Raw genomic sequence first — 26,438 nt, forward strand, 5'->3', positions numbered from 1 at the left:
ACTTTTTGACTGTTGCAACCATGAACGAAAATTCCACTTCCGCCCGCAGCTGGGGCACCATCGTCACGCATAGCGACGAGATGGCCATTATTTACCGCTACGTCGACGCCTTCCATGACGACTGGGATTTGTCGTCGCAGCCGGACCGCATCATCATCGCCTGGCGTTATGAGGATGAAACGGGCATGCCCGCGCCGAACGAGCGCGAGCACATGGAAGAGCTGGAAGCGGCGCTGGCGCCCGTGGTGGAAGAAGAGGGCTTCGCCACCCTGGCACTGGTATCGACGGGCGAAAACTTGCGCGAATGGATTTATTACACGCAGTCGGGCGAAGAATTCTTCAACCGCCTGAACACGGCGCTGGCGCCGCGTCCAAAGTTCCCGATTGAAATCCGCAGCGCGGCCGATCCCGCCTGGTCCACGTATGCAGGCTTCATGGCGGCCCTGCCGAAGTAATTACGCCAGCGCAGCCGTCACGATGCGCGTGGCGGCCGTGATGATGTCCTGGTTGGTGTCCGCGTTTTTCTGTTCGCGCGTGTAGTACACGGCGATCAGCAGCGGCGCGCCGCCGGGCGGGTAGGCCACGCCGATGTCGTTGACGCTGCCATACGCGCCCGAGCCCGTCTTGTCCGCCACCTGCCAGCCGGCCGGCACGCCGGCGCGGATGCGCTTGTCGCCCGTCGTGTTGCCGCGCATCCAGCTATCAAGCTGCTGGCGCTGCGGGGCCGGCAGACTGTTTCCCAACAGCAATTGCTGCAAGCTGTGCGCCATCGACGCGGGGCTGGCCGTGTCGCGCACGTCGCCGGGGATGGCGCTATTCAATTCCGTTTCCCAGCGCTCCAGCCGGAATACCGTGTTGCCGATGCTGCGCGCAAACGCCGTCACGGCTTGCGGCCCGCCTAGTATTGTCATCAGGAAATTGGCCGCGCTATTGTCGCTGTACTGCAAGGTGGCGGCGCACAGGTCCGCCACGCTCATGCCGTCGGCCAGATGCTTTTCCGTGATGGGCGAATAGGTGACCAGTTCCTTTTTCTCGTAACGCACCTGCTGTTCCAGCAAGCCCGGCTGGCTGGCGCTGCGGGCCAGCACGGCGGCCGCCAGCATCGCCTTGAAGGTGCTGGCCAGGGGAAAGCGTTCGTCGGCGCGGTAGGCAAGGCGCTGCTCGCTGCCCTGGCGCCAGGCGGCAACGCCGAGGCGTCCGCCGGCAGCCTGTTCCAGCGCGGCCAGTTGCGTCTGCGCGGCAGCGAGGCCGGTGGCGGGCGCGGCAAACAGCAGCGGTGCCGGGCACAGCAGGGCGGCGCCGCCGGCCAGCAGGAGGGTGCGGCGGACGTGGTTCGGGGAGTCAGTCATGGTCGGTAGCTATGTCTGGAGTGGAAAGGGTGGCCAGCAGTTCGCCGATGGCGAGCAGGTTGGCCGGCTTGGTCAGATGGTGGTCGAAGCCGGCCGCGCTCGATTGGCTGCGGTCGTTTTCGGCGCCCCAGCCCGTCAATGCGACGAGCACGGCGGCTGCGCCGGCCGCTGTCCGACGCAGCGCGCGCGCCACTTCGTAGCCGTTCATGCCGGGCAAGCCGATGTCGAGGAATATGACGTCAGGCAAAAATTGCGGCGCCACGGCCAGCGCCTGCGCGCCGTCGTGGGCCACTTGCGTGGCATGGCCCATCATGTCGAGCACGGCGGCCAGGGTCTCGGCCGCATCGACGTTGTCATCGACCACCAGCACGCGGAAATGGGGGCCGGCGGCGCTGGCGGGCGCGGCCGTCGCGGCGGGCGCCTGGGCCTCCTCTGCCAGCAGCGGCAGGCGCACGCTGAAGGTGCTGCCCAGGCCGGCACCGGGGCTGGCCGCCGTAGCGCTGCCGCCATGCAATTCGGCCAGGCGCCGCACCAGCGACAGGCCGATGCCAAGTCCGCCCTGGGCGCGGCCCATGTTCTGGCCCACCTGGGTGAACATGTCGAAGACGGTGGCGATCGACTCGGCGGGAATGCCCACGCCGCTGTCCTTGACCTCGATCAAGGCCTCGTTGCCGTCGCGTCGGGCGCGCAAGCTGATATGGCCGCCGGCCGGCGTGTATTTGGCGGCATTGTTGAGCAAATTGCCCAGCACCTGCGCCAGGCGCGTGGGATCGGCGTCGAGCGGCAGCGGCTCTTCAGCAAGCTGTACCTGCAACTGGTGGCGGCTCGCCTCGATCAGCGGCATGCTCGTTTCCACGGCACCGGCGATGATGGTCTTCAAGTCCGTGCGTTCCAGCCGCAGTTCGATCTGCCCCCGCGTGATGCGGGCCACGTCCAGCAAGTCGTTAACCAGGTGCACCATCTGGTTGACTTGCCGCTCCATCACGTCGCGCACGCGCGACACCGTGGCGGGCTTGTCGGCGGCCAGGCGCATGATCTGCAAGCCGTTGCGGATGGGCGCGAGCGGATTGCGCAGTTCGTGCGCCAGGGTGGCGAGGAATTCCGTCTTGCGCCGGTCCATTTCGGACAGGTTGTCGGCCAGCTGGCGCAGCTGCTGTTCCGAGCGCTTGCGCTCGCTGATGTCGCTGAACAGCACCGTCAGCAGGCGGCTGCCGGGGCCGCCAAGGCGCGCGGCGAAGACTTCGAACCAGCGCTCCATGGCCACGGCCTCGTTTTCGTAGCGCACGGGCTCGCCCGTCTTGACGACCTGGTCGTACAGGTCGAACCAGTGCTGGTCGTGATCGGGCACGAAGCTGCGGATGGTCTTGCCGATGGCATTGTCCAGGCCCGACTGCTTGACGAAGGCGGGATTGCCTTCCAGGTAGCGGAAATCCACGGGACGGCCATGCGCGTCGTACAGCATTTCAATGACACAAAAGGCCTGGTCCATCAGTTCGATCAGCGTGCTGTAGCGTTCCTCGCTGCTGCGCAGTGCTTCTTCCACCTGTTTCTGGCGCGTGATGTCGAGCAGGACGCCCGGCAATTGCAAGGGCGTGCCATCGGGCGCATATTCCACGCGCCCCCGCGCGATGACCGAGCGGTACCGGCCGTCGCCGGCAGCGATGCGGTAGCTGGCCTCGAACGGTGCATGCGCGCGCACGGCCTGGGCAATCTGCGCGCTGACTTGCTCACGCTCATCGGGGTGAATGAAGTCCAGATAGTGCGCCAGCGGCGCCGCCGCGACAGCGCCGGCATTGAGGGGGAACAAGCGCGCCATGTTGCTGTCGGCCGTGACGCGGTCGGCGACGATGTCCCAGTTCCAGGTGGCCACTTCACCGGCTGCCAGGGTCAGGCGCAGGGTTTCCTCGTTCTGCTTGCTGGCCGTCAAGTCGAGCGAGATGCCGGACAGGGCGATCACGTTGCCGGCGCCATCGCTGGCGCAGGTGCCGCGCATGTGCGCCCAGTGCAGCGAGCCGTCGGGCCAGCGCACGCGGATCTCGACCTCGAAATCGCTGGCGCTGGCGATGGCTTCATGCACGACGGCTTGCCAGTGCTGCAGGTCGCCGTCGAGCATGGCTGCCGTCAGTTGTGCGTAATCAATGTTGCTGGCAGGCGGCAGGCCCAGATTGGCCTTGAAGGCGTCGGAGCACGCCATACTGCCGCTGCCCAGGTCGATCTCCCACGTGCCCATACGTCCGCCCTGCATGGCCAGGCGCAGCCGCTGTTCCGTCTGCCGCTGCTGCGTCACGTCGCAATGCGAGCCCATCCATTCAACGATGCTGCCGTCGGGCGCCAGCACGGGCAGCATGCGCACGATGACGTTGCGGTAGGCGCCGCTGACGTGGCGCAGCCGGTATTCCGCTTCGAACACGGTCGTCAGATGCGATGGCATGACGTAAGGCAGGTTGCGGTCGTCCGGGTGCAGGGCATTGAGCCAGCCGCGGCCCAGCAGTTCGGCCTCCGTCTGGCCCGTGAAGGCACGCCACGAGGGCTGGTCGGCATCGAACTGGCCGAACGTTTTCGTGCTCCAGACGATGTCGCAATGGGCGCCCAGCAATAGATGTGCGGCCCGGGCGGCGGCGGGGGAAGTGGGCAAGTCGTGGCTATGCAGGCTGGGTTCTGGCATGGATAGGATACGTAATGGTGCGGCGCGCCGCCGCTGCACTGGGATGGGGCAGCACGGCAAGGTCAAGTATGGCGATATTACAGTCAAATCCCGGCCGGAGCCTGTCTTGCAGGCAGCATTTCGCCGCCGCGGCGCAACGGCGGCGCCAAGGCTGGAAAATGGGCAAAACAGCAAGCTCCTGAGCGTATTGTGGCTGAATAACCACTAGCCAGCCTTGAATGTTGGTGAATAAATATTTTACATAACAATATTCTTGCCGCGCATAAGCTGCTTGAATTAAATTGGCGCCTTACTAAAAAGTTGGCGCTCATCAGACATCCCAGAGATGCGGCCGCTACCGCTGTCCGCTTGTGCGGCAGCCAGGGCAGAGCCAGTGACGCCGAGAGCGGGGGAACATCCGCTCGCGCTGCTGCACCGTGAAGGTGCAAACGATCGTCCAGCGCCGTAGATAACCCGGAGACAGGTTGCAAGAAAGACAGATTTCGCAATTCTTTTTTTAAACTTCTGGGAAACCACATGATCAAGATGTCCAAGATGCACCAGCGTTTGTGCGCCAAAAGCGCCGCAATGCTGGCACTGTCCGCTGCCTTGCCTATCGGCTCGGCCTATGCTGATGAAGTCGCTGCTGATACGGCCCCTGCCGCCAGCCAGCTGGAAACCGTGACCGTCACGGCGCAGCGCCGCAAGGAAAATATCCGCGACGTGCCCGTCTCCGTGTCGCTGCTGCGCGACGAGAAGCTCGACGTGCTGGTCTCCAGCGGACAAGACATCCGCGTGCTGGCCGGCAAGGTGCCGAGCCTGAACGTGGAATCGTCGAACGGCCGCACCTTCCCCCGCTTCTACATCCGCGGCTATGGCAATACCGACTTCAACATCTTTGCATCGCAACCTGTTTCCCTGATTTACGACGATGTCGTGCAGGAAAATCCTATCCTCAAGGGCTACCCGATTTTCGACGTGGCCGGCGTGGAAGTGCTGCGCGGCCCGCAAGGCACCTTGTTCGGCCGCAATACGCCTGCCGGCGTGGTCAAGTTCGAATCCGTCAAGCCGAAGCTGGACAAGGTTGAAGGCTATTACAACGTTTCCGCTGCCACGCACAACACGACCAACTTTGACGGCGCCGTCAACGTGCCGCTGAGCAAAGAATGGGCGCTGCGCTTCTCGACCCTGCGCCAGCACCGCGACGATTACGTCGACAACACGTTTACGGGCCAGCAAAACGCGCTGGACGGCTACAACGAACACGCGGAACGCGTGCAACTGCTGTACGCGCCGAACACCACCTTCAATGCCCTGTTCAATGTGCACCAGCGCAACACCACGGGCAGCGCGCGCGTGTTCTACGCCAACATGATCAAGCAAGGCACGAACGACATCGTCGACGGTTTCGACCCGAACAAGTCGTTCACGAATGCGCCGAATTTCCAGCGCCTGCGCACCAATGGCGCCAGCGCCCGCCTGAGCTGGGACCTGGACGGTATTAAACTGTACTCGATCACCGGTTTTGAACAGGTCGGCAATTATGTGTCGCACGGCGACATCGACGGCGGCACTCCGACGGGTCCGGGCGACGTTCCCTTCCAGGTTGAAACGGCTGGCGGCATCACCAGCGTGAAACAATATTCGCAGGAATTCCGTGCCGAATCGAAGAATGCCGGCCCGCTGAACTGGCAGGCTGGCGTGTACTACTTCAACGAAGATGCCAACGGTTTTACCGACAACTTCAATACCGACACGCACCAACTGTTCTCGCACCTGGCCAGCCGCCAGAAAAACAGTGCCTGGGCCACCTTCGGTTCGGTGAACTACGCCGTCAACGACGATTTCATGCTGCGTGCCGGCTTGCGCTACACCAAGGACAAAAAGGATTTCAACACGGTGGAAGCGACCAACATCGTACAGGTCAACCCGACCAGCGCCGATGTCAGCAAAGCCAAGGTCAACTGGGACTTGAGCGGCACCTATAAATACAACAAGGACGTGAACTTCTACGCCCGTATCGCTACTGGTTTCCGCGCGCCAAGTATCGCCCCGGCCAGCGACAAGGTATCCGTGACGGTGGCCGATGCGGAAACCATCACCTCGTACGAAGCGGGCGTCAAAGCCGACCTGTTCAACCGCCGCGCCCGCGTCGCGTTCAGCGTGTATGACTACCAGGTGAAAAACCAGCAACTGACGGTGGTCGGTGGCACGTCGAACATCACGCGCCTGATCAATGCCGCGAAGACGAACGGCCGCGGTGCGGAACTGGAACTGGAAGGCTTTGTCACGCCGAGCCTGAAGATGTCGCTGGGCGGCAGCTACAACTTCACGGAAATCAAGGATCCGAGCCTGTCGATCGCTACCTGTAGTCCGAAGCGCTGCACCGTCACCGATCCGGTCAACGCCGCCGGCAACGCCATCATCAACGGCAATCCATTGCCGCAAGCGCCAAAGTGGACGATCACCGCCACGGGCCGCTATTCGATCCCGATGGAAAACGGCGAATTCTTCGTCTTCACGGACTGGGCTTACCGCAGCAAGATCAATTTCTTCCTGTATGAATCCACCGAGTTCACCGGCAAACCGATGGTCGAAGGCGGCTTGCGCGTGGGTTACACCTGGGATGCCGGCAAGTATGAAGTGGCCGCGTTCGGCCGCAACATCACCGACACCCAGCGTATCACGGGCGCCATCGACTTCAACAACCGCACGGGCTTCATCAATGAGCCACGTCAATTTGGCGTGCAATTTAAAGGCAACTTCTAAGAACACATAAGCAAACCTACTGCGCGTCGTGATTGGCGGCCGCTCGCTACGGTTTTCTTAAGTGTTCGGTTCCAGGCGCCGGCCATGTGCTGGCGCCTGCATTGCTACCCGCCCGGCTCGCGCCGCGGCGGGTTTTTTTATGCGTGCCCGGGAAGGCGCGCCAGCCGCTGCGCCCAGGCGGGCACGGCTTGCCGCCAGAAGTCTTCCACGTTGTCGGCGCGCACGTCGAGGCCGAGGAAGCGGGCCGCCGGCAGCAGTGCCGACGCCAGCAGTGCGGCCGCATCGGTGCCCGTATCGAAGGCGAGGGCGCCCGTCTGCTTTGACAGTTTCTCGCCGCTGTCATTGACGACGACGGGCACGTGCAAGAAGCCCGGATGGGGCAAGCGCAGCACATCCTGCAGGTACAGCTGGCGCGGCGTGGAGTCGAGCAAGTCCGCGCCGCGCACCACCTGCGTGATGCCCTGCGCGCCATCATCGACCACCACGGCCAGCTGATACGCCCAAAAGCCGTCGCCACGCAGCACGATGAAGTCGCCCACCTCGCTGGCCAGGTCCTGTTGCTGCGGACCCGCCCAGCGGTCCGTAAAGCTGTACACGGCTTGCGGCCCCTGCGGCACGCGCAGCCGCCAGGCCCGCGCCGCCTTGCCCGGCGCCAAGCCATGGCGGCAGGTGCCCGGATACACGGCGGCGCCAATCTTTGGTCCGCCCGCCTGCAGCACCGAATCCTGGATCTCCTTGCGCGAACAGCCGCACGCATACACGAGGCCATCGTCCTGCAACTGCTTCAGCGCCGCCTCGTACAGCGGCAGCCGCCGGCTCTGCCACGTCGCCTCGCCATCCCACGCCATGCCGCAGCGCTGCAAGGTGGCCAGGATCGCCATATCGGCACCCTCGACGTTGCGGTCGTAGTCCAGGTCCTCGATACGCAGCAACCATGTGCCCTGATGCACCTTGGCATCAAGATAACTGGCCATGGCGGCAACAAGCGAGCCCATGTGCAGGGGACCGGAGGGGGAGGGGGCGAAGCGGCCGATGTAGGGAGCGGTGGGGGAGTTCGGAGACGGCATGCTGTGAGTGTAGGCGGTGGTGACAGGCACTGATGGTTTATTGCGTAGGATCGGTAGCTTGGCGACAGCGGCAAGTATCGTGCAGGGCGATGGGCAAGTCAAATCCTGGGTTGTTCCAGGTGCTGCCTAATTGATAATCAAGTGTGTAACGTTATCTTCAACATATGAAATTTCTTCATTGCAGTAATGCGGGTCATTCAGCTCTCGGAAATGTAAATCCTTGTCGAATTTCTTCGTTCTGAACTTGTTACTCAGCAGTGCTACAACGCTCCCCTCATCTGGCCAGTTTGAAGAATATATTGCTATCAATGAATTTTCAAAAGAAATTTCATTGAGAAGACAGATTTTTAATCTTCGAGGTAGCTTCTTCAATAAATTCAGCCATTGAATCTCACTTGTTTTTGGGAAAAAAGTATCACTATTTTTTATGGATTCCATTATTCGTTGCTGCACTTTTATCGATTTATCTATATTGATATGTGATTCACAGTTATCATTCATTTTCAATCGGATGGGTGATTTTCTGGTTATTTTGTACTTCAAGATTATGCATGATGAGGATGTTTTTATGTCATGTTGTACGATAACGCTTCCCCACGGAAATTGAAATATTATTTCTGATAACCCTTTCATTTTCCGGGAATGCCAGACTTTCTTTGAATTTTTTTGACTAACGATGATTCACTCACACCGTTGCCTACAGAATTATTTTCAAAGTAATGCATTATTACGTAATCTATTTCGGGCAAATTTTCTTTTACAATAATCAACTCGACAACGTAATCGCCTACCCATCCATTGATATCAAAAATATACATTCCAGCCCCTGTTGTTGTGGGTTTGGTGTGGAATGTATTGATAATGCTATTTATGAAATCGTTTGCTGGAGTTTTTTTCGATAATGCAATCTCTCCATTGACGAGCAGTAATCCATCAATGAAATCAAAAATATAGCCTGGGATTTCAAATTTTTTCATTCTGTTATGCGGAATTTTGAATGAGGCATCTCGTATGAATTATTACATTGATTCAGCACGGTTGGTAGGGGCAAATATTGTTCCCCATCGGATCTTCGACGTTCAGAAAACTTGCGTAGGGAGCCTCTACGTAATTGACGAAAAAAGCAGTTTTTTCCAGTCGCTTCTTGAGCGTGTCAATATTTTTCGTTGGTAAAGTGAATAGATTGATCGTGCCACCTTTGCTACCTACGCGATGTGCTTGTTCAATGTTTGAAGGATGCATTAATTCTATTGAGAATTTTTTGTTGGACTCGTGCGCCATTGTCAGGCGGCGACTGGTGCCTGAATCCCACTGAATGATGCTATCCATTGTAATAAAAAACCCGAGATTATCAATGTAAAATTCTTTTGCTTCGTCAAAATTCAGGCAAAGTATGCATATATTGATTGTGTTTAACATGTTATTTTTTCTGGATTTCATGATTATCCTTGGAGGAGAGGATAAATACGAAAAATATTATTCTCAAATTACATAAGCCAGGATTTTATTATGAATAAAAAATTTTCACAGGCTTCATGTTCTTCCTTGAAAACTCGAAGCCCTGTTTTTATTCCTCGTTCATAGTAAAAAACCTGCCTATGTCCATTTTTCTCTCTGATGCACAGACTCTCATCCTGAGTCGGATCGCCAATCGAGAAAGCATTTGATGGTATGTTTAAAATTGCCATCTCGTGTCCTATATTGGAAATATTCATATATATGGTAATTTGAATTTAATAATGGTTTTATTGATAGGCGCAAAAAACTGATGTGGTTTGATTATGTGGATCGTGGCAGGCGTCTATTTTCCCCCACGGCCCTGCTTGTGGCAGAACGATGCCAAAATCATCCAGAAACCAGCGTCTCACTCTTCTTGTATATTTTCCTTCTGGTTTAGACTGAAAACCATCCATGCAATTTTCCGGACCAAAATCCCAGTATTTTATGGTGTCATCATTTTTCTCAAAAAAACAAATAACGATTATTCTCAATTTCTTTAGTTTGAAACTTGTTTTATAGGCGACTATCTCCTCTTCATGCTTTACCCATGCTTCCCAGTCTTGATCCATCGAGTGTAGATTTTTTCTTTTCATCCCTCTAAATAAAGTGATTGATTCGTTTGCAGAGAAATATCCATCTTCAAATTTAACATCACGAATTATATTCATTGTCAATAATTTTAATTTTGTGAAATTTTATCAGTTTCTTATTTTCATCAACTAGGCTTATCTTATAGTTTTCTGATTGGGCATAAAAGTAAGCGGAGAAGAAAATTGGATTTGGAAAAATGCAAAAAACATATTTCCAACTCTTCTGATCTGACTTTTCATTGATCAGTAGATTAATTATTTCTGGTGTGATTAGTTTTGCATTCCAAGCATTGGATAGCTTAATGTGGATATCAGTTCCCTTGTTGATTTCAAACTTCATGCTTGACAAAAATTTCTTATGTGGGCAAATAAGAATTTTCATTTTTGTCCTTTGATTTATTGGGTATGAGAATAATGCATATTCCAAAATACGCCAATTGACGCCATTGCTGATTGAATAGATGCTGAAGCTGAAATGCTGCCCCATGGAAAGTTGAATGCGGAGAAAGATTTTTTTACTTCGTCAGGATTTTTTTCCAACACTTTAGCAAGTAATCTGGCCAGGTTGTTCTTGTCGGATATCAACTGATTTTCCGTTGAGTTGTATCCATATTTTTTGGTATTTCCTCCATCCCACGATAGCCATACATTCTTCATGCAATAATTTTCAAAGATAAAATTTATGCCAAACTCAAACTCATTCAAGCTTCCGCACGTTGATAAATTGTGCACATAAGTGTTTGTTTTATTGTCTTCTATTTCAATGTCATTTTCTTTTGCAATTTTAATAAAATCAGATTCGTTAAGTGGCGCCATCATGATACCGTCTAATAGGAGATAACCATTTCTTGTATCAAAGGATACTTTTTTCATTTTTTAAAACCTTGCCGGATGCCCTGGTTAAGGAGTGATAATATGATAATTCCCAACCTGACACTACACCATGAGCGCTAGCGGATTAGATTTTCGCATATCCACTCTAGAGTTTTTGCATAGGAAATATTTCCTTTTTTTCGTTCTTGAGTCGCATCATGAAGAAAAGAGTTCTTTAGTTCCAAAGCTCCATTTTGCGTGACCCACATGCAGATTGAATCAGAGATAGCATGATCTGTATTGGCTTCATCAAGTATTTTTGCCATCATGTGCAAACCTTTCAAAATATGATTTTTTAACATATGGAATTCGGCCACAATCATGCGCAATCTCAGGGATTTGCTTTTTTCGAAGCTATCGAGAATTTTCTCTTGTTCGTGGCTTGGTGAGTTGTGTAGGTAGTAACTAAATACAGGTTCAATATGGCCATTGAAAACGTTGTCGTCGTCGGCAGATACATTGATGGTGATGATGTTTTTTGCAATTTTCAACATGGCTGCGTTTGGCGGACTTTGCCATGCTATATCCCAGATAATCCGATGTAGTTCCGGGCTATAAAATTGGTTTTCGAGCGAGCGAGCAAAAAAAATCAAGCTCGTTGCTTGTAAGTGGTGCAGTTTTCTTTGCGATAATTTTTCTTCGCAAACTTTTAAGATATTTTTGTTCCAGACGCAATTTTTTCATAGTTAATTGGAATGAACTCTAATTCATTGATAGTCTCCTTTTATCTATGATAGTTTGAATTGATGATTTTTCTCGTTTTTTTTGAAATAGTATAAGTGATGGATCTACCTAATAATGTTTTTCCACCTAGTATTTTTTCGCCGGGTGCAAAATTTGGTACGAAGGTATTTTAATATCTTCGATGTTGTCTTGAATGTATATTTTAAAATCTGAAATATTTCTTTGCTCTTTCTTGAATTCATCCAAAACCATGAGCAAGTTCTCAAGATTTTTTCCGGAAATTTTTTCTTCTAAGTTTTCTATGTCGGGTGTGTATTTTTCCATATCTCTATCGGAATAGGAAAGGTTTGTTGGAGTACTCTGCTAATTAATATTTATTTTATTTATTATATATTTGTGTTTTTACCATATATTATCATTGTCGAACAAAGTGATGATTTTTGATCTGCTTTGACTATTATGTATCCCCACGAGAAAGAAAAAAAATCCTCATACTTAGTCGATGTTTCAGCTGATTGACCTAGTGACTTTGAAATTAACTTACTTAGATATTTTTTTTCATTGATCATGTCCGAGTGACTGGAGTCATATCCAAGTCTGTTTGTGATTCCATCTGTCCAGATTATTTCAATAATGTAAAGGATTCCATTTTTAAATCTGAAATTTACTCTTGTTTCCAGATTGAGAAATTTGATATTTTGCATACTATATGTTTCAGATTCATTTATTTCTCCAAAACTTTCAAGAAAATTTATGTTTTTTATTTCTTTGGTTGATGTGTTTTTGTTTACGTGAAAATTCTCATTTATTTCAATATCTCCAGTATTCTTATTTATATTCATTTACGGCCTCGGAAATTTAAACATTTTTGCGTTAGCTTTGAGTTTTGATATATCTGAATCATCAATAAAGTATTGATTTCCTCCTCCTGCGCCTAGTAATGTATTTGCCAATGCTTTTCCCGTGCCTGCACAGATATCTTCCGATAGTTTGAATGCTTGAACCTGATCTCTCATCGGTCGCGCCCCTGGAGTGTTTCCGGAATGTGAGATTTGCGTTAAATTATTGTATGCCAATGCGCTTCCATTTGCGGAAATAAGTGTCATTCTGTCGCTGTAATAATTTCCGGGTTTTGGACCGTACGGATAAAGGGAATATAAGATAGTCCCTTTTTTTAAAACAATATTTGTATATGCATCGACTCCTGGGTAGGGCGGCTTACCTTGCCATTTTGTTGCTGAAGCTGATGGATTTTTACCAATACAAGGATTGCATGGTGTGTTTTTTGCACATTTCTTTGCTAACCCTAATGGGTCACTCCAGCCAGTGGGATTTGGTGCATATGTATATGTATTTAATCCACCAAGCAATCCAACTGGATCTTGCGTCACGTACCTGGCTACATCCGGATCATAGTAGCGGTAACGGTTATAAAACAGCCCCGTTTCCCCATCCTCATACTGCCCCTGAAACCGCAGCGGCTGCTTGATTTCTCCCTCGACGTGCAGCAAGCGCCCCCAAGCTTTGTAGCGCCCGCTCCAGACCACGTTCCCTTGCGCATCCGTCAGCTCGCGCGGCGTGCCCAGGTGGTCGCAGTGGTAGTGGGTGATGCGGTCGCGTGCTGCTGCACCATCGGCTGCTGTTTGGGTACCTTGCCATGCCGATACATGCAGCGCTTCGGTGTCCGCTTGTTCTTGAGCAATCGCCGCTTGCAGTTCGGCGTCCTGCCGGATGGCGGGTAAATCCCACTGCGCCACGCGTGGCAGATGTACGGCGCTTGCCTGGTGGCAGGCTGGCGAAGCGATTCTGGCCAGCGGCACGAAGCTGTCCGGCTCGTACAGGTATGTGACCGTCTCTTCGTGTCCAAGTTCCTGCGCCAGCGTGTCGCCGTCCCATACGAAGAAGGTGTTGGTGGCGCTCGTGCGGGTGGGCTGGTCTTTGTTGATGTCTTGTTGCTTGCTCCAGCGTGCTTCCTCGACGCGTTTGGCGATGCGGCGGCTGAAGGCGTCATAAAAGTAGTGGGCGCGGTGGCGCGACGGGTGTTCCGTCCTGGTGGCGTGGCTGAGGCGGTTCTCGGCGTCGTATTCAAGCTCCAGGTCGCTCCAGGTCGATTCCCTGCCGGGCGGATGGAAGCGCTTGCCGGTGGCGTTGCCTTGCTCGTCGTAAGCGTAGTCGGTATCGCCGTAGTTGTTCAGGACGTTGCCGGGCGCGGGAACCTTGTCGATCAGATTGCCTGCGGGGTCGAAGGCGAAGCGTTCGGCCAGGCCCGGCTGCACGGCCGCCAGCAACTGGCCGACGGGGTCGTAGGTATAGCTGAGTTTGCCGAGCGGGCCGGCAGTGGTGGCGCCTGTTTGAAAGATGGTGGTCAGGTTGCCTTGCGCATCGTATGCGAAGCGGCGTTCGCGCACGGGGGCGGGTGCGTCGGCGCCGCGTGCCAGGGTCAGCTGGGTGAGCCGCGATTGCGGATCGTACTGGCGCGTGGCGAGCAGGCCGCAGTTGCCCAGAGTGCGCTGTTTTTCGCGGTGCAGTTTGTCGCGCTCGACATCGACCACGGTCTGGCCTTGCCACAGCACGCCATGCCAGTGGCCGGAACCGTAGCGCAGCGTGTCGACGCGGCGGCCGTTCGGCAAGACTGTCGTAGGCGAACGCATGCGTGGCGTCGGCCACCAGCGCATGGTCGGGCTGCGTATGCGCAAGGCGGATCGGCACGCCGGACTTGGCGAACAGGTTGACGACGGGCGTGCAGCCCAGCAGCAGATTGTCGCGGCTGATGCCGGACAGGAGCCGCGCCTCGTGGCTGTCGCTGCGCACGCCCTTGAGGGCCAGGTGCAGGGTGAACTGGCGGCATTGCTTCGGCAGCAGGGCGGCCAGCCTGGACCAGTCGATATCGATGAAATGGAATTTTTCGGGAAAGGCGAAGTACTCGGTCAGCAGGCGCAGGGCCGGATGCGAACGGGCGCAAAACGGGATCAGCGCATCGTCTTGCGCGTAGCCGGCCGGCGCCAGCGGCATGCCATCGACGGCCAGCCACGGGCTGTGTTCGTCCAGCGCCACGTACGCCCCCGCGCCGCGCAGGAACAGGGCGTCGAGCAGGGCCGCGCGCACGGATGGTTCACCATCGGCAAACACGCGCAGATTGGCGAACCCCGCCTGGTCCAGATGGTAAAGGTCGCTGCTGCTGCTGAACTCGATGCTGAGCAGGGCGCTGGCACCGGCGGGCAGGCGCAGGCCGGGCGGCGCGTCCAGGAGGGGCGAGAAATGCAGGCGAGAAATGGCCAGCGGCGCCAGGGTCACGTCATATGCGCTGGTGAACTTGCAGGCCACGCCCCGCACTGGCTGCGAGCGCAGCACGGTGCCGCGCGCTACGTGCGTCAGCTGGCCGCCACCGGGCGCTTCTTCCAGGGCCATGCGCACGATGGAACACGAGGGAAACGGCCGCAGGTAGTGCGGATAAAGGGTTTCGAGCAGGGAATTGGTGAATTGCGGATAGGCGTCGTCGAGGCGCTTGGCAATGCGGGCCGTGAGCAGGGCGACGGACTGGATCAGCCGCTCGATGTGCGGGTCTTCGCACGTCTCGCCGGCGATCAGCAGGCGCCCGGCCGCTTTCGGGTAGCGGCTGGAAAACGCGCGCGTGTACTGGCGGAACAGGCCCAGCTCACGCTCGTAATACGGCAGCAGTTGTTCCACGTTCGCGCTCTCCGCCAGCTGGAAAGCTTCATGCTGGCATCAGGCGCGAAGGTGGGTGTTGATACGGGACAATGATTCTTAGAAATGGTACTCGGCGCGTATCATCGGCGTCTTCGCCGTTTGTCCCACATTGCCCGTGGTGGCGGCCGAATTGCCGAACTTGTTCTTCCAGTACTGGTACTCGATGCCTACGCGGAAGGTGTTCTTGGCGCTGCCCAGGGCCGCGCCCACGTCGTACATCACTTGCATGTCGATATTCGTTTCCACCGCCGTGTCGCGCCCCACTTCATCCTTGCCTTTCGAGTCGATGAGGTTGAAGAAACCTTCGAACGAGAACAGCGGCGACAGGGGGATGGCCCAGGCGCCTGTCAGCATGGCGTGCGTTTTGTACGTGTAGCGGCCCGTCACTTGCGAAATCGGCGGGAAGGCACCGCTGGGGGCGTTGCTTTCGCGCAGCAACAGCAGGCTGGTGTTGAAGAAGCCGGGCACGTCCCACATCAGCGTGGGGCCGGCCACCAGCATGCGCTTGCGCGAGTTGTAGCCGACGTCATTTTTCGTGTTGACGTCGAAGCCCAGGGTGACGCCGACGCCGCGCACGGGGCCGAACTTGATGTCGCTGCCGCGCACCTTGCCGATATCGATGGTGTTGCGGTACACCAGGTAGGCCTCTTGCGCGCCGGACGTCTTGCCGAGCGCGCCGGGGTCCTTGCTGTCGGAGATGAGGAAATCGAGGTTGACGAAGTTGCTGCCGTATTTGTAGCCGCTGGCGTGCGTGATGGCAAAGATGTTTTTCTTGATGTCGTCCGGGTTGAACGGCTCGCGGTAGTCATTGCCTGCGCGCCAGCTCAGCGCGGTATCGCTCCATTCGGCGGCTTGGGCAGTCGCGCCCACGCCGAGGGTGGTAGTGAGGCAGAGCAACAGACACGGTATGGTTTTTGGCACTTTCGGCTCCTGATGGCGGTGTTGGAAAACGGGAACGGGGAATGGCAGGGCGCAGAGGGGTAGCCCACTTGAGCGCATGTGGCTCTGCAATGGTGCAAGTTGCGCGCCGTTCAATCCATGATGCGAGAATCGCCGCCTCGGGCGATATGTATTGTCTGCATACTTACTATCAGTTCTTGCATATAATCATCGCACCTTCTCGCCCTTGCGGGGCAAGGCGGCCGCTGTAAAGCTGATAATTTTTTTCAAAATTGTATACAGGTGTTGTTTTTTTGCGGAAATAGAAATGCGCGCCGCCACGCCATCCCCCAAGCGCCGCGGATGCCGATACGATAGAGACAAGAGCTTGATTTTTATACCGGCGACCATGCCGGCGACCCCCGCAGCGAGGCACAAAAAAACAATGACGGCACGCCTGGAATTACACGACATCAGCAAACGCTATCCGTCCGTGGTAGCCAATGACGGCATCGGCCTCACCGTCGAGCCGGGGCAGATCCACGCCGTGCTCGGCGAAAACGGCGCCGGCAAATCGACCTTGATGAAAATCATCTATGGCGCCGTGCAGCCCGACGGCGGCCGCATCGTGTGGAATGGCCGCGAGGTCGAGATCGCCACCCCGTCGGCTGCGCGCGCGCTCGGCATCGCCATGGTGTTCCAGCACTTTTCCCTGTTCGACACTTTGACGGTCACGGAAAACATCGCCCTCGGTTTGCCCGCAGGCACCAACATGGCGGAGCTGGCGCAGCGCATCGAAGACACAGCGCGCCAGTACGGCCTGGACCTGGAACCGCAGCGCCACGTGCATACGCTGTCCGTGGGCGAATGCCAGCGCGTGGAGATCGTGCGCGCCCTGCTGGCCAAGCCGCAACTGCTGATCCTCGATGAACCGACGTCCGTGCTGACGCCGGGCGCCGTGGAAAAACTGTTTATGACCTTGCGCCAGCTGGCGGCTGAAGGTTGCAGCATCCTGTACATCAGCCACAAGCTCGACGAAATCCGCGCCCTGTGCCACACGTGCACGGTGGTGCGTGCCGGCAAGAACGCGGGCGTGTGCGACCCCACCCGGGAATCGGCGGCCAGCCTGTCGCGCATGATGATAGGCGCCGAGCCGCCCGCCATCACGCGCGTGGCGCGCACGCCCGGTGCAGCCATGTTGAGCGTGCGCAATCTGGATTTGCCGAAGAGCCATCCGTTCGCCACGCAGTTGACGGACATCCATTTCGACGTGCGTGCGGGAGAGATCGTCGGCATCGCGGGCGTGTCCGGCAATGGCCAGCAGGAATTGCTGGCGGCCCTGTCGGGCGAGGACTTGCGCGCGGCCCCGGCCAGCATCGTGCTCAACGGCACGCCTGCCGGCCGCCTGCCGCCGGGCCGCCGGCGCGCCCTCGGCTTCGGCTTCGTGCCGGAGGAGCGGCTGGGACGCGGTGCCGTGCCCGACATGGGACTGGCCGACAACGTGCTGCTGAGCTTGCAGACGCCGGCCACCATCCGCCACGGCTTCGTGCGCCACAAGGTCATCGCGCAGCGGGCGGCCGCCATCATCGCCCGCTTCCAGGTGAAGGCGGGCGGGCCGCAGGCGCTGGCCCGCAGCCTGTCGGGCGGCAACTTGCAGAAATACATAGTCGGACGCGAAGTCATGCGCGAACCGACGGTGCTGGTGGTGGCGCAGCCGACCTGGGGCGTGGACGTGGGCGCGGCCGCGCAAATCCGCGCCGAACTGCTGGCGCTGCGCGACGCGGGTTGCGCGCTGCTGGTCGTGTCGGAAGAACTCGATGAATTGTTCGAGATCAGCGACCGCCTGCTGGTGATGGCGAAAGGAAAAATTTCACCGTCCGTCGACGTGGGCGAGGCCAGCGTGGATCTTGTGGGGCAATGGATGAGCGGGCTGTGGCCGCAGGAGGTTGCCCATGGCTAAGCTTGCCTTGCGCCTGGAAGCCCGTCCGACGCCGTCCCGCCTGATGTCGTGGCTGTCGCCCGTGCTGGCCGTGCTGCTGACCGTGCTGTGCGGCGCGCTGCTGTTTGTTGCGCTGGGACACGATCCGTTGGCGGGACTGGCCGTGTTCTTCGTCGAACCGTTGCGCGACGCGCACGGCTGGTCCGAGCTGGGCATTAAAGTCGCGCCCCTGCTCTTGATCGCCGTCGGCCTGGCTATTTGTTTCCGCGCCAACATCTACAACATCGGCGCGGAAGGGCAGCTGACCCTGGGCGCCATCTGCGGCGGCGCGGCGGCCCTGTACCTGGACGATGGCGTGGGGAGTACTGCCGTCATCGGCATATCCCTGCTGGCCGGCATGGCGGGCGGCATGGCGTGGGCGGGCCTGGTGGCGTGGCTGCGCGACCGCTACAATGCCAGCGAAATCCTCGTCTCGCTGATGCTCGTCTACATCGCCCAATTGCTGCTCAGCTATCTCGTGTACGGCGTGCTGCGCGACCCGGAAGGCTTCAACTTCCCTCAGTCGAAACTGCTGTCGGACGGCTTGCTGCTGCCGATGGTGATCAGCGATACGCGCTTGCACGTCGGCATCGTCTTTGCCTTGCTGGCCTCGCTGGGCGGCTGGCTGTATCTGTCGCGCAGCATTTCCGGCTTCCGCCTGCGCGTGGGCGGCATGGCGCCCGCCGCCGCCCGCTATGCGGGCTTTTCCTCGCGCAAGACCTTATGGTCGTCGATGCTGATCTGCGGCGCCCTGTCCGGCCTGGCCGGCGTGTGCGAAGTGCTGGGGCCGATGGGGCAGCTGACGCCCACGGTCTCGCCCGGCTACGGCTTTGCCGCCATCATCGTCGCCTTCGTGGGGCGGCTGCATCCGGTCGGCGTGATTTTTTCCAGCTTCGTCATGGCCCTGTTCTATATCGGCGGCGAACTGGCGCAATCGCGCCTCGGCTTGCCCAGCGCCATCACCGGCGTGTTCCAGGGCATCCTGCTGTTTGCCTTGCTCGCTTGCGATGTGTTGATCCAATACAAACTGCGCTGGAGGAAACATGGATAACCTGGCCCTGACGATCGCGCCCTTGATCGCCGCCAGCATCAACGCGGGCACGCCGCTGATGCTCGCCGCCCTCGGTTTATTGGTGAATGAAAAAGCGGGCGTGGTGAACCTGGGCGCGGAAGGCATGATGCTGGTCTCGGCCATCACGGGCTTTGCCGTGGCCGTCAACACGGGCAGCCCCACCTTGGGCTTCCTGGCGGGGGCGGGCGCCAGCATGGTGCTGTCCGGCTTCTTTGCCTGGCTGACCGTGTGGCTGGGCACGAACCAGTATGCGACGGGCCTGGCTTTATCGCTGTTCGGCGCGGGCGCGTCCACGTACATCGGCCTGAAGTACGTGGGCAACAGCCTGCACAACGGCCGTTTCGGCATCCCAGTATTGGAAGACATTCCCGTGCTGGGGCCGGCCCTGTTCCGCCAGCATCCGATGGTGTATCTGTCGCTCTTGCTGTGCGTGGCCATCGCCTGGTTCCTGTACCGCACGCGGGCAGGCCTGGTGCTGCGCGCCGTGGGCGAGTCGCCGGCGTCCGCGCATGCGCTCGGTTATCCCGTGCGGCGCATCCGCCTGGCGGCCGTGCTGTTCGGCGGCGCCTGCTGCGGCCTGGCCGGCGCCTTTTTATCGCTCGTGTACACGCCGCTGTGGGTCGAGGGCATGGTGGCGGGGCGCGGATGGATTGCGCTGGCGCTGACCACGTTTGCCACCTGGCGCCCGGCGCGCGTGGTGGGTGGCGCCTATCTGTTCGGTGGCATCACGATTTTGACTTTCCACGCGCAGGCGCTGGGCGTGCCCATCGCCTCGCAACTGCTGTCGATGCTGCCCTACGTGGCAGCCATCGTCGTGCTGGTGCTGATCTCCAGCAATGCCAATTACATCAAGCTCAACATGCCCGCTTCGCTGGGGAAAAATTTCAATCCCGGAAATTAATCACTCACCACAAGGAAAACCATGTCCAAGAAACTATTGTGCGCCGCCGTCTGCAGTGTTGTTTTGATGCCCGTCATGCCTGCCATGGCCGCCGCACCGGCCACCGTTCCGCTGAACGTCGGCTTCGTGTATATCAGCCCCATCGGCGACGCAGGCTGGACCACCCAGCACGATCAGGCGCGCAAGGAAATGGAAAAGGCGCTGGGCAACAAGATCACCACCAAGTTTGTGGAAAACGTGCCGGAGAGCGCCGATGCCGAGCGCGTGATCCGCGACCTGGCGCAAACGGGCAGCAAGCTGGTGATCACGACCTCGTTCGGCTACATGAATCCCACCTTGAAAGTGGCGAAGCAGTTTCCTAACGTGAAGTTCATTCATTTGACGGGCTACAAGACGGCGCCCAACGTGGCCAACACGAATGCCCGTTTCTACGAGGGCCGCTACCTGGCCGGCGTGCTGGCAGGCAAGATGAGCAAGACCCATGTGGCCGGCTACGTGGCGGCGTTTCCCATCCCGGAAGTGTTGCAGGGAGTCAACGCCTTCACGCGCGGCATGCGCAGCGTCGATCCCAAGGCGGAAGTCAAAGTGGTATGGGTCAATAGCTGGTTTGACCCGGGCAAGGAACGCGACGCGGCCATCACCCTGATCGGCCAGGGCGCCGACGTGGTCACCCACCACACGGACTCGACGGCCGTGGTGCAGGCGGCGGAAGAGAAGGGCAAGTATGCGATCGCCTACCACTCGGACATGAAAAAGTACGGGCCGAAGGCGCAACTGGCCGCCGTCACCCACCATTGGGGCGAGTACTACACGAAGCAGGCGCAGGCCGTGCTGGACGGCACGTGGAAGTCCAGCAGCACCTGGGGCGGCATCAAGGATGGCATGGTCAAGCTGGAAGGCATCAACGCTGCCGTGCCGGCCGACGTGAAACAGTTTGTATTGGCGCGCGAGAAAGACTTGGTTGCCGGCAAGCTCAATCCTTTCAGCGCACCGATCAAGGATAACGATGGCAAGGTGCGCCTGGACAAAGGCGTGCTGGACGATGCGGCGCTGACGAAGATGGATTATTTTGTCGAAGGCGTAGCGGGTAAAGTTTCCGGAAAGTAATGGACTGCGCATAAACTTGCTGTAATATTGCCGGAATCGGGAGCCGGGCCGGGAGCGCATTCCCGGCCCATCCACACAGCAGAGCCTGAACAGGCCCGTACCGGAGATGACCCATGGACAGACTGGAAGTATTCAAGATTATCGCGCTGCAAGCGAGCAAGGGTGAGCTGACCTTCCCCGCCAACGTCAAGGCCACCTTGAAGCTGCAGGAAGCGCTGGACGATCCCGAGTGCCACATCGAAGCGGCCGCCCGCATGGTCATGGCCGAGCCGCTGCTGTCGGCGCGGGTCGTGGCCTTGGCCAACTCGGCCGCCTATAACCGTTCCGGCAATGAAATCGCCAATGTGCGCGCAGCCGTCTCGCGCCTGGGCTTTGCCACATTGAAATCGATGGTGGCGTCCGTCATCGTGCGCCAGCTGGGCAGCCAGATCACGGACCCGCAATTGCGCGCCAAGGCGGCCAGGCTGTGGGAGCACACGGCCCATGTGGCCGCGCTGAGCCAGGTCATCGCCCGGAAAGTCACGCATGTGGACGTGGAAACGGCGATGTTCGCCGCCATCGTGCATGAAGTGGGCGGTTTCTATTTGCTGTCGCGCGCCGAGGAGTATCCTGGTTTGCTCGACGACAACACCGAAGACTGGATCGAATACGGCGAAAAACTGATCGGCCGCGGCGTGCTGCGCCAGCTGCAAGTGCCCGACATGGTCTTGCAGGCCGTGGAAGGCATGTGGCACGGCGGCAGCCCGTTCCCGCCCCGCACCCTGGGCGCGACCCTGGTGCTGGCCAACGACCTGTCGCCCGTCGGCTCGCCCCTGCACCCGCCGGAAAGCGCCGCGCGGCGCCAGGCCGCCGCGAAGATCGATTTCGGCATCGGTGGCAGCACCTTGCACACGATACTCGAGGAATCGGCCGAGGAGATCGAATCCCTGGCGGCCGCCCTGCTCGTGTAAATTACTCCGCGATGACATCCCCGCCCTGGCCGCGGGGATTTTTTTCGTCCGCATTTTGATGCATCTTTCCCCATGGCATACAATCGCCGGCCCGGCCATCCGCCGGACTGAATGTCTCCTCTTACCCAAAGGATCTTATGCAGAAGCTGTTTTCTTCCCTCGCCCTGACGGCGCTGGCGTTTTCCGCCCAAGCCGCTACCAGTTTGCCCGTGGTGCAGGAAGCGCCCTTGCGCGCCCACCTGGCCTTCCTGTCCAACGATTTATTGGAAGGCCGGGGCACGGGCCAGCGGGGCGCCGACCTGACGGTGGCCTACCTGGAAACCCAGGCGCAGATGGCCGGATTGAAACCCGTGCGCGGCAACAGCTACCGCCAGAGCGTGCAGATCGCCGGCGTGAAGTCGCTGCCTGCCGAGAGCAGCCTGCAGGCGGTGGCGGGCGGCAAGGCCGTGCCGCTGGCGTTCGGCCCCGACTGGGTGTGGGCCACGGGCGACTCCGTTGCCGCGCACACCTTCGACGCACCGCTCGTGTTCGTCGGCTACGGCATCACGGCGCCGGAAGAGGGCTGGAACGATTTCAAGGGCGCCGATGTCAAAAACAAGATCGTCGTCATGATGGTCAACGACCCGCAGCCCACTACCGCCGAGCCGAACCGCTTTGCTGGCAAGGCGCTCACTTATTACGGCCGCTGGACGTATAAATTCGAGGAAGCCAAACGCCAGGGCGCGGCGGGCGTCTTGCTGATCCACACGAAACCGTCGGCCTCGTACGACTGGAGCGTCGTGCAGAACAGCTGGAGCGGCAGCGAACGTTTTCAACTGGCAGACCGCACGGCCGGCACGCCCCTGCAGGGCTGGATCGCGGAAGACGCGGCGCGGCGCCTGTTTGCTGCCGGCGGACAGGACCTGGACGCCTTGCGCGCCAAGGCCGAAAGCAAGGATTTCCAGGCCGTCGCCTTGAACGCCAAGTTGTCGGGAGACATGAAATCGGCCGTGCGCAAGGTGGAGCAGTTCAATATCGCCGGCATGGTGCAGGGTACCGACCCGGCATTGAAAGATGAAGCCGTCATCTACAGCGGCCACTGGGACCACCTGGGCAAGCAGGGTAAGGATGACGAAAAAGCTGGCGACACCATCTACAACGGCGCCGTCGACAACGCCTCGGGCACGGCCGGCTTGCTGGCCATGGCGCAGGAAGCCGTGAAAAAGCCGGCAAAACGCACGCAGATCTTCCTGTGGGTGGCCGCCGAAGAGCAGGGGCTATTGGGCAGCGCCGCCTACGCGGCCGATCCGCTGTGGCCTTTGGACAAGACGGCTGCCGCCCTGAATCTGGACAGCCTGAACTTCGTGGGCGCCACGCATGACATCGGCGCGCAGGGCAGCGAGCGTACGGAGCTGGGAGCGATGGCGGCGGCAACGGCCAAAGCCATGGGCATGCACATTGCTGCCGCGCGTCCCGACCTGGCCGGCGGTTATTTCCGCAGCGACCATTTCAGCTTTGCCAAGGCGGGCGTGCCCGCGTTTTCCATCAATGGCGGACGCGAGTACATCAAGGACGTGGCCGCATCGAAAGCCAAGGCGGCCGCCTACGGCCCCCGCTACCATCAGGTGACCGATGAGTACGACGCCAGCTGGGATCTGTCCGGCATGACGCAGCAGGCGCAATTTACCTTGAACCTGGGGCAGGTCGTGGCGAATGCGGCGAAGATGCCGGCCTGGAAGGCGGGCGATGCATTCGGCAAGGCACGCGGGCAGGCGAAGTAACTGTCCCGGCATAAAAAAAACCGCTCAATCTTGAGCGGTCTTTTTCGTCTCAGCTCGCCCGTTCCAGCCGGCGCTGCGCGTGCCGGTACTTGCTCCACACCAGCAGCATCAGCAGGGGCATGGCGCCGCCCACCATGCACAGGGCGGGCCAGCCGCCGGCGGCAAAGCTGGCGCTGGCCAGGGCCGAACCGGCCGAGGCGCCGATGAAGCCACCCGCGATGAAGACGGTGGTGACCCTTGCCCGCGCATGCGGCGCCAGTTTATAGATGATGGATTGGTGCGTTACTTGCAGGCCCATCACGCCCATGTCCAGCAGGACGATGCCGATCAACAGCAGTACCAGCGAATGGGCGCCAAAGCCGATCAAGGCCCAGCCCGCGATCGAGGCGACGGCCAGCAGCCAGGTCGCCTGGCGCGCATAGCCGCGGTCGGCCATGCGGCCCGCCGTGTTCGCGGCAAAGGCGCCCGTGGCGCCCGCCAGGCCGAACAGGCCGATCTGCATTTCCGAATAGTGATACGGCGCGCCGCTGAGCAGGAAGGTCAGGCCCGTCCAGAACACGCTGAAGGTGCCCAGGCCCAGGCCCGAGAACAGGGCGCGCTGGCGCAGCAAGGGTTCCTGGCGGATGATGTCGGCCAGCGAAGCCATCAGCTTGCCGTATTGCAGCTTGCCGCGTGGCGCCTCGTTGGGCAGGATGCGGCGCAGCATGACGAGCAGGGCGGCCACGACGATGGCGGCCAGCACGTAGACGGTGCGCCAGCCGCCGCTGATCTGCGACACGGTGCCGGACACGGTACGCGCCAGCAAGATGCCCAATAATAAACCCGTCATGACGGTGCCTACCATGCGGCCCCGGCTGTGGTCGGGGGCATAGGACGCCACCATGGCCGTGACGACCATCAAGGCGCTGGCCGTGATCCCCATCAAGACGCTGGCGATGGCAAAGACGATAATATTCTGGCTGGTAGCGGCCAGCAGCAGGGCGCCGATCTTGGCGACGAGCATCCACGTCAGCAGGTGGCGGCGGTTCAGCACGTCACTGAGGGGCACGAGGAAGACGATGCCCAGCACATAGCCGATCTGCGTGGCCGTGACCAGGTAGCCCGCTTGCGGCACGCTCACGCCAAACGAGGCGGCCAGCATGGACGTGAGCGGCTGCACGTAATACAGGCTGGCGACGAGCACGCCGGCGGACAGGGCGAACAACAGGATGCGGGTGGAGCTCAGCAGGGCGCTGGCATCGAGGGAAGAGGGGGCGGCGGGAACAGCTGGTTTCATGCGATACAACTTTCTTGGAATGATGCTTTTGGATGAGCATGATAGCGGGGCTGCGTCGTTCTTGCCGGGCGCGGCCGTTTTTGCTATTGGGCGTGAGCAAAAAAATCCCGGCGATCGTTGCCGACGGCCGGGAAAAGGGTATTTGGGGAAATACCGGGAGAGACAGTGAAGTTACTGCGCGCGCGCCAGCTCCGCATGCACCTGCGCCGTGATTTCATACGAGCGCAGCCGGTGCTGGTGCTCGAAGATCTGCGAGGTGATCATCAGTTCGTCGGCGCCCGTTTCGGCGATGAAGGAAGCCATCTTCGCCTTCACCGTGTCCGGTGCGCCGATGGCCGTGCACGACAGCACGGAGTCGAGCATGGCGCGTTCCTGCGGGCCCAGTTGCTCCAGGTAGCCGGGCACGGGCGGCTGCAAGCGCGACGGTCGGCCCGTGCGCAGGTTGACGAAGGCTTGCTGCATCGACGTGGCGCGCAGGTGCGCCTCGGCATCTGTGTCGGCGGCGAAGACATTAAAACCCAGCATCACGTACGGTTTCGCCAATTGCTTCGACGGCTTGAAGTGCTCGCGGTAATACGCCACGGCTTGCATCATCATCTGCGGCGCGAAGTGCGAGGCGAACGCATATGGCAAGCCCAGGTGGGCGGCCAGCTGGGCGCCGAACAGGCTGGACCCCAGTATCCACACGGGCACTTTCGCACCCTTGCCGGGCACGGCCAGCACGCGCTGGCGCGGCTCGTCGGACATGTAGTCGATCAATTCCAGCACGTCCTGCGGAAACTGTTCCGCGTCGGATTGCAGGTCGCGGCGCAGGGCGCGCGCCGTCGTCTGGTCTGAGCCGGGTGCGCGGCCCAGGCCCAGGTCGATGCGGCCCGGATGCAGCGCTTCCAGGGTGCCGAACTGTTCCGCGATGACCAGCGGCGAGTGGTTCGGCAGCATGACGCCGCCCGCGCCCACGCGGATGGTCTTGGTGCCGGCCGCCACATGGGCGATCACGACAGCCGTGGCGGCGCTGGCGATGCCGGGCATGCCGTGGTGTTCGGCCAGCCAGTAGCGGTTGTAGCCCCAGCGTTCGCCGTGCTGCGCCAGGTCCAGCGTGTTCTTGAACGACTGGCTGGCGTTGCTGCCTTCGGCGATGGGGGCGAGGTCGAGTATGGAAAATGGAATCATGGTAGCGATATCGGGACGTGGTGGAAAATCACAATGGACGATTTGTCTATCCCCTGACGCGGGCAGGGTCACCCATGACGGCGTGGCGGGGAAGACAGGCTGGGCACATGATAATGCGAATCGGGAATTTGCGTACTGATCGGTAAAAAACTCATGTTGAT

Annotated in this window: 24 protein-coding genes and 1 pseudogene; 8 read left to right on the forward strand and 17 right to left on the reverse strand. The window is 58.7% G+C overall.

All coding sequences use genetic code 11. The annotated features are described in order from the left end of the window. Nucleotides 1–20: 20 nt before the first annotated feature. On the forward strand, nt 21–455 hold the full coding sequence (locus tag BXA07_RS08250; protein ID WP_076567214.1) for a DUF695 domain-containing protein: 435 nt from the start codon (nt 21–23) through the stop codon (nt 453–455). Here the strand turns inward: BXA07_RS08250 and bla are convergent, their stop codons facing one another. Both bla and BXA07_RS08260 read right to left on the reverse strand, forming a co-directional pair. Further along, the gene (bla, locus tag BXA07_RS08255; RefSeq protein ID WP_076567216.1) at nt 456–1,349 is read right to left on the reverse strand and encodes a class A beta-lactamase; all 894 of its coding nucleotides are present in this window, start codon (nt 1,347–1,349) and stop codon (nt 456–458) included. Continuing rightward, complete coding sequence (locus BXA07_RS08260) at nt 1,342–4,014, reverse strand: hybrid sensor histidine kinase/response regulator (protein WP_083708105.1); 2,673 nt, start codon at nt 4,012–4,014, stop codon at nt 1,342–1,344. Before BXA07_RS08260 ends, bla begins: the two co-directional genes overlap by 8 nt. Before the next feature lie 516 nt (nt 4,015–4,530). Between BXA07_RS08260 and BXA07_RS08265 the strand changes: the two genes are divergently transcribed. Then, nucleotides 4,531–6,762, forward strand: coding sequence for a TonB-dependent receptor (locus tag BXA07_RS08265; RefSeq protein WP_076567219.1), 2,232 nt, complete (start codon nt 4,531–4,533; stop codon nt 6,760–6,762). A gap of 137 nt (nt 6,763–6,899) precedes the next feature. Here BXA07_RS08265 and gluQRS read toward each other — a convergent pair whose 3' ends face one another. The 13 genes and pseudogenes from gluQRS to BXA07_RS30065 all read right to left on the reverse strand — a co-directional run bounded on the left by gluQRS (nt 6,900) and on the right by BXA07_RS30065 (nt 16,474). Then, nucleotides 6,900–7,829, reverse strand: a complete 930-nt coding sequence (gene gluQRS, locus BXA07_RS08270; protein WP_076567221.1) for a tRNA glutamyl-Q(34) synthetase GluQRS — start codon at nt 7,827–7,829, stop codon at nt 6,900–6,902. 126 nt (nt 7,830–7,955) lie between these two features. Continuing rightward, nucleotides 7,956–8,267 (reverse strand): hypothetical protein, encoded by a 312-nt coding sequence (locus BXA07_RS30025; RefSeq protein ID WP_139335488.1) that lies wholly within the window; start codon nt 8,265–8,267, stop codon nt 7,956–7,958. Between the two features lie 191 nt (nt 8,268–8,458). After that, nucleotides 8,459–8,806, reverse strand: a complete 348-nt coding sequence (locus BXA07_RS30030; protein WP_139335489.1) for a hypothetical protein — start codon at nt 8,804–8,806, stop codon at nt 8,459–8,461. Between the two features lie 52 nt (nt 8,807–8,858). Next, on the reverse strand, nt 8,859–9,269 hold the full coding sequence (locus BXA07_RS30035; RefSeq protein WP_139335490.1) for a VOC family protein: 411 nt from the start codon (nt 9,267–9,269) through the stop codon (nt 8,859–8,861). A gap of 305 nt (nt 9,270–9,574) precedes the next feature. Continuing rightward, entirely contained in the window at nt 9,575–9,997 is a 423-nt protein-coding gene (locus tag BXA07_RS30045) for a hypothetical protein (RefSeq protein WP_139335492.1), read from the reverse strand. Beyond that, nucleotides 9,981–10,301, reverse strand: a complete 321-nt coding sequence (locus BXA07_RS30050) for a hypothetical protein (RefSeq protein ID WP_139335493.1) — start codon at nt 10,299–10,301, stop codon at nt 9,981–9,983. Before BXA07_RS30050 ends, BXA07_RS30045 begins: the two co-directional genes overlap by 17 nt. Before the next feature lie 14 nt (nt 10,302–10,315). Continuing rightward, complete coding sequence (locus BXA07_RS30055) at nt 10,316–10,792, reverse strand: hypothetical protein (protein WP_139335494.1); 477 nt, start codon at nt 10,790–10,792, stop codon at nt 10,316–10,318. A gap of 77 nt (nt 10,793–10,869) precedes the next feature. After that, complete coding sequence (locus tag BXA07_RS08275) at nt 10,870–11,385, reverse strand: hypothetical protein (RefSeq protein WP_139335495.1); 516 nt, start codon at nt 11,383–11,385, stop codon at nt 10,870–10,872. A gap of 477 nt (nt 11,386–11,862) precedes the next feature. Next, the gene (locus BXA07_RS30060; protein ID WP_139335496.1) at nt 11,863–12,318 is read right to left on the reverse strand and encodes a hypothetical protein; all 456 of its coding nucleotides are present in this window, start codon (nt 12,316–12,318) and stop codon (nt 11,863–11,865) included. Continuing rightward, nucleotides 12,319–14,127: an RHS repeat-associated core domain-containing protein gene (locus tag BXA07_RS08285; protein ID WP_244556223.1), complete on the reverse strand. Its 1,809-nt coding sequence runs from the start codon at nt 14,125–14,127 to the stop codon at nt 12,319–12,321. Between the two features lie 46 nt (nt 14,128–14,173). Further along, nucleotides 14,174–15,163: pseudogene (tssF, locus tag BXA07_RS08290) on the reverse strand (type VI secretion system baseplate subunit TssF); the annotation flags it as partial. Between the two features lie 78 nt (nt 15,164–15,241). Further along, the gene (locus BXA07_RS08295) at nt 15,242–16,054 is read right to left on the reverse strand and encodes an outer envelope protein (protein ID WP_083708131.1); all 813 of its coding nucleotides are present in this window, start codon (nt 16,052–16,054) and stop codon (nt 15,242–15,244) included. Nucleotides 16,055–16,291: 237 nt separating this feature from the next. Then, entirely contained in the window at nt 16,292–16,474 is a 183-nt protein-coding gene (locus tag BXA07_RS30065) for a hypothetical protein (protein ID WP_139335497.1), read from the reverse strand. 34 nt (nt 16,475–16,508) lie between these two features. Between BXA07_RS30065 and BXA07_RS08300 the strand changes: the two genes are divergently transcribed. The 6 genes from BXA07_RS08300 (at nt 16,509) to BXA07_RS08325 (ending at nt 23,831) form a co-directional block, all read left to right on the forward strand. Then, nucleotides 16,509–18,023 (forward strand): ABC transporter ATP-binding protein, encoded by a 1,515-nt coding sequence (locus BXA07_RS08300; RefSeq protein WP_076567228.1) that lies wholly within the window; start codon nt 16,509–16,511, stop codon nt 18,021–18,023. Continuing rightward, entirely contained in the window at nt 18,016–19,092 is a 1,077-nt protein-coding gene (locus tag BXA07_RS08305; RefSeq protein WP_076567230.1) for an ABC transporter permease, read from the forward strand. Before BXA07_RS08300 ends, BXA07_RS08305 begins: the two co-directional genes overlap by 8 nt. After that, on the forward strand, nt 19,085–20,014 hold the full coding sequence (locus BXA07_RS08310; RefSeq protein ID WP_076567232.1) for an ABC transporter permease: 930 nt from the start codon (nt 19,085–19,087) through the stop codon (nt 20,012–20,014). The genes BXA07_RS08305 and BXA07_RS08310 overlap by 8 nt, the downstream gene beginning before the upstream one ends. A 21-nt stretch (nt 20,015–20,035) precedes the next feature. Then, nucleotides 20,036–21,121 (forward strand): BMP family ABC transporter substrate-binding protein, encoded by a 1,086-nt coding sequence (locus BXA07_RS08315; RefSeq protein WP_076567234.1) that lies wholly within the window; start codon nt 20,036–20,038, stop codon nt 21,119–21,121. Nucleotides 21,122–21,234: 113 nt separating this feature from the next. Continuing rightward, nucleotides 21,235–22,071 carry an HDOD domain-containing protein gene (locus BXA07_RS08320; protein ID WP_076567236.1) on the forward strand — a complete coding sequence of 279 codons (837 nt, stop codon included), beginning with the start codon at nt 21,235–21,237 and terminating at the stop codon, nt 22,069–22,071. 137 nt (nt 22,072–22,208) lie between these two features. Further along, nucleotides 22,209–23,831 carry a M28 family peptidase gene (locus BXA07_RS08325; RefSeq protein WP_076567238.1) on the forward strand — a complete coding sequence of 541 codons (1,623 nt, stop codon included), beginning with the start codon at nt 22,209–22,211 and terminating at the stop codon, nt 23,829–23,831. Nucleotides 23,832–23,880: 49 nt separating this feature from the next. On the opposite strand, the gene BXA07_RS08330 is transcribed toward BXA07_RS08325, so the two are convergent. Further along, nucleotides 23,881–25,107, reverse strand: coding sequence for an MFS transporter (locus BXA07_RS08330; RefSeq protein ID WP_083708107.1), 1,227 nt, complete (start codon nt 25,105–25,107; stop codon nt 23,881–23,883). A gap of 171 nt (nt 25,108–25,278) precedes the next feature. Further along, nucleotides 25,279–26,277: an LLM class flavin-dependent oxidoreductase gene (locus BXA07_RS08335; RefSeq protein WP_076567240.1), complete on the reverse strand. Its 999-nt coding sequence runs from the start codon at nt 26,275–26,277 to the stop codon at nt 25,279–25,281. Nucleotides 26,278–26,438: the final 161 nt, after the last annotated feature.

This window comes from Janthinobacterium sp. TND4EL3, from assembly GCF_900156175.1.
Classification (GTDB): Bacteria; Pseudomonadota; Gammaproteobacteria; order Burkholderiales; family Burkholderiaceae_D; genus Janthinobacterium.

Coding starts and splice junctions, on each gene's coding strand:
- BXA07_RS08250 (WP_076567214.1), top strand. CDS start 21: ATGAACGAAAATTCCACTTCCGCCCGCAGCTGGGGCACCATCGTCACG.
- bla (WP_076567216.1), bottom strand. CDS start 1,349: ATGACTGACTCCCCGAACCACGTCCGCCGCACCCTCCTGCTGGCCGGC.
- BXA07_RS08260 (WP_083708105.1), bottom strand. CDS start 4,014: ATGCCAGAACCCAGCCTGCATAGCCACGACTTGCCCACTTCCCCCGCC.
- BXA07_RS08265 (WP_076567219.1), top strand. CDS start 4,531: ATGATCAAGATGTCCAAGATGCACCAGCGTTTGTGCGCCAAAAGCGCC.
- gluQRS (WP_076567221.1), bottom strand. CDS start 7,829: ATGCCGTCTCCGAACTCCCCCACCGCTCCCTACATCGGCCGCTTCGCC.
- BXA07_RS30025 (WP_139335488.1), bottom strand. CDS start 8,267: ATGGAATCCATAAAAAATAGTGATACTTTTTTCCCAAAAACAAGTGAG.
- BXA07_RS30030 (WP_139335489.1), bottom strand. CDS start 8,806: ATGAAAAAATTTGAAATCCCAGGCTATATTTTTGATTTCATTGATGGA.
- BXA07_RS30035 (WP_139335490.1), bottom strand. CDS start 9,269: ATGAAATCCAGAAAAAATAACATGTTAAACACAATCAATATATGCATA.
- BXA07_RS30045 (WP_139335492.1), bottom strand. CDS start 9,997: ATGAATATAATTCGTGATGTTAAATTTGAAGATGGATATTTCTCTGCA.
- BXA07_RS30050 (WP_139335493.1), bottom strand. CDS start 10,301: ATGAAAATTCTTATTTGCCCACATAAGAAATTTTTGTCAAGCATGAAG.
- BXA07_RS30055 (WP_139335494.1), bottom strand. CDS start 10,792: ATGAAAAAAGTATCCTTTGATACAAGAAATGGTTATCTCCTATTAGAC.
- BXA07_RS30060 (WP_139335496.1), bottom strand. CDS start 12,318: ATGAATATAAATAAGAATACTGGAGATATTGAAATAAATGAGAATTTT.
- BXA07_RS08285 (WP_244556223.1), bottom strand. CDS start 14,127: ATGCGTTCGCCTACGACAGTCTTGCCGAACGGCCGCCGCGTCGACACG.
- BXA07_RS30065 (WP_139335497.1), bottom strand. CDS start 16,474: ATGGTCGCCGGTATAAAAATCAAGCTCTTGTCTCTATCGTATCGGCAT.
- BXA07_RS08300 (WP_076567228.1), top strand. CDS start 16,509: ATGACGGCACGCCTGGAATTACACGACATCAGCAAACGCTATCCGTCC.
- BXA07_RS08305 (WP_076567230.1), top strand. CDS start 18,016: ATGGCTAAGCTTGCCTTGCGCCTGGAAGCCCGTCCGACGCCGTCCCGC.
- BXA07_RS08310 (WP_076567232.1), top strand. CDS start 19,085: ATGGATAACCTGGCCCTGACGATCGCGCCCTTGATCGCCGCCAGCATC.
- BXA07_RS08315 (WP_076567234.1), top strand. CDS start 20,036: ATGTCCAAGAAACTATTGTGCGCCGCCGTCTGCAGTGTTGTTTTGATG.
- BXA07_RS08320 (WP_076567236.1), top strand. CDS start 21,235: ATGGACAGACTGGAAGTATTCAAGATTATCGCGCTGCAAGCGAGCAAG.
- BXA07_RS08325 (WP_076567238.1), top strand. CDS start 22,209: ATGCAGAAGCTGTTTTCTTCCCTCGCCCTGACGGCGCTGGCGTTTTCC.
- BXA07_RS08330 (WP_083708107.1), bottom strand. CDS start 25,107: ATGAAACCAGCTGTTCCCGCCGCCCCCTCTTCCCTCGATGCCAGCGCC.
- BXA07_RS08335 (WP_076567240.1), bottom strand. CDS start 26,277: ATGATTCCATTTTCCATACTCGACCTCGCCCCCATCGCCGAAGGCAGC.